Genomic DNA, 2,005 nt, shown 5'->3' on the forward strand with positions numbered 1-2,005 from the left:
TAGCCTATCAATATCTTAACCAAGTTTTAGATATTGCCCTCGATATTGGAGAAAGATATATAGAACTAGAGACTTTAATTGTTTTGGCAGAATTTGAAGAAAAAACCCATGATCTTAAATCAGCTATTAATCACTGGCAACGCGCCTTACATCTTTCTGAAAAATTAAATATTCTCTCCCATAAAGAGAACTGTGAACAAAATCTAGAAAGGTTGTTAAACCCCAACTAAGTTGAGACTGAGTAACGCACAGAAAACGGGTTTCTCGGAGAAACCCGTTTTCTACTCATGCACTCATGCAAAAGGGGGAATACATAATCAGTTTTTAATAACTGGATTTAGTATGACAAGCAACTCGTTATCACCCCTTCAGCGGTCACATTAGATTGAAACAATCTGAATTTCCCTGACTCGGTGCATTGGTTTGGTTTGCTTTTCGGTGGTGATTAGTTCATCAGCTTGAATTTCCAGCGCAGCAGCAACATGAAGTGCATCCATCGCCGCTAAACCGTAAGTGCCAGCAATTTCATGACTCACTGCATCCTCCTCGACGTGCAGCAAGTTCTTGTTCTATTTCGTCTTCATTGAGCAGTTGCAATCCAGCCGAAATTGCCCTCTGTCGGATTTCCCATAACTTTTTGCTTAATGGTGTTTGGGGAATAAATTTTAATTATATCTATTACTTCGCTACCATTATTATTCAATTCTTTAATTAAGTAGGTAGGCGTTAAAAGTTGTCAGATGCCCCCCTTATCAAGGGTGGATCCCCCCGCCTATCGGCACCCCCCTTATCAAGGGGGGCAGGGGGGATCGAACCTAAAATCCATTTTTAATTTAATTATAACCAGCTACTTAAGAAGTCTAAAGATGGCATAATTACTTATTCCGAATATTGGTATTTAGGCATTATTATAGCATTCCAATTTTCTAAAGTCAAACCCTCAACTCTAGCTAAATTAATACCATTAGTTTGTAGAATAGGAAATACTTTTTAATCTTTAATTCTTAGGATAAGTTGAGGTATAGTTTCTCATCTTAACTTTAATTGGAGCGATCGCTGTTTTTTAAGTTTGAGAAGGGCGATCGCTGTTTTTCTGTAAAGGCGAGAGTGGCGATCGCTGTTGAGTTGAGGATGAAGGAGAAATTTGAGCTATAATAGGGGATAAAATTAACAAACAAGGTAATTATCAATGCCATTAAAGCAAAAGTATATTACTGATGAACAGGGTAATCAAATCGGTATTCTTTTAGATATAGAGGAATATCGAAAACTCCTAGAAGATTCTGAAGAATTGAATGCTATTAGAGCCTATGATTTAGCTATTTCGGAAGAGGAAGAAATTCCTTTTAAAGAGGCGATCGCCGAAATTGAAAATAGTCGTCAATGAATTACACTATTGCGATTAAAAAACAAGCTTCTAAGGCTCTAGCTAATCTTCCCCAAGATAGTTATCAGAAAGTTCGAGACGGGATTAGAGCATTAGCTGACAATCCAAGACCAGCAGGGTGTCTCAAACTGACAGGACGAGAAGGCTGGCGGATTCGGATTGGAGTTTATCGCGTTATTTACGCGATAGATGATTCCGCAAAAAAGGTGATTATTTTAGATATTGGACATCGAAAGGACATCTACCGATAGGCGATCGCGTTTTTAATGAAAATTTGGAAGAGGCGATCGCTATTTTACTGTGAGAAGAGGAGGGCGATCGCTTATAATAAATCCAGTGATCAAAATAGAAGGAGGCAAATGCCAGCAAAAGACCTCTATCACGAAGCCGTTAAAAATGCCTTAATTAAAGACGGCTGGACAATTACGGCTGATCCTTATCCTATTGAATTTGACATCCTCGCCGCCCTAAAAGTGCGGCGATTCCTAAACCTCACGATTTAAGTTTCTGCTTCCACCACCGTCGCATACCACAGTTAAAAAACCATGTACTGTCTTACACAGAGTCCACAGACTTTCGCCCCATTTCAGAAGCCCGATTCCGTGTGTCCCACGGTAC

3 protein-coding genes and 2 pseudogenes are annotated in these 2,005 nt (G+C 39.4%); 4 read left to right on the top strand and 1 reads right to left on the bottom strand.

From position 1 onward, the window contains the following. Positions 1–230: pseudogene (locus O9323_RS13580) on the top strand (tetratricopeptide repeat protein); the annotation flags it as partial. A 150-nt stretch (positions 231–380) separates the two neighbouring features. On the opposite strand, the gene O9323_RS13585 reads toward O9323_RS13580, so the two are convergent. Continuing rightward, complete coding sequence (locus tag O9323_RS13585) at positions 381–560, bottom strand: PIN domain-containing protein (protein WP_002801614.1); 180 nt, start codon at positions 558–560, stop codon at positions 381–383. A 629-nt stretch (positions 561–1,189) separates the two neighbouring features. On the opposite strand from O9323_RS13585, the gene O9323_RS13590 reads away from it, so the two are divergent. The 3 genes and pseudogenes from O9323_RS13590 to O9323_RS13600 all read left to right on the top strand — a co-directional run. After that, positions 1,190–1,387 (top strand): RelB antitoxin-like protein, encoded by a 198-nt coding sequence (locus O9323_RS13590; RefSeq protein WP_069475652.1) that lies wholly within the window; start codon positions 1,190–1,192, stop codon positions 1,385–1,387. Beyond that, on the top strand, positions 1,384–1,638 hold the full coding sequence (locus tag O9323_RS13595) for a type II toxin-antitoxin system RelE family toxin (RefSeq protein ID WP_002760111.1): 255 nt from the start codon (positions 1,384–1,386) through the stop codon (positions 1,636–1,638). Before O9323_RS13590 ends, O9323_RS13595 begins: the two co-directional genes overlap by 4 nt. A 108-nt stretch (positions 1,639–1,746) precedes the next feature. Then, positions 1,747–1,842, top strand: a pseudogene (locus O9323_RS13600) (element excision factor XisH family protein); the annotation flags it as partial. Positions 1,843–2,005 lie beyond the last annotated feature (163 nt).

Origin of the sequence: Microcystis sp. LE19-131.1A (genome assembly GCF_027532015.1) — a bacterium.
Lineage (GTDB): Bacteria > Cyanobacteriota > Cyanobacteriia > Cyanobacteriales > Microcystaceae > Microcystis > Microcystis ichthyoblabe_A.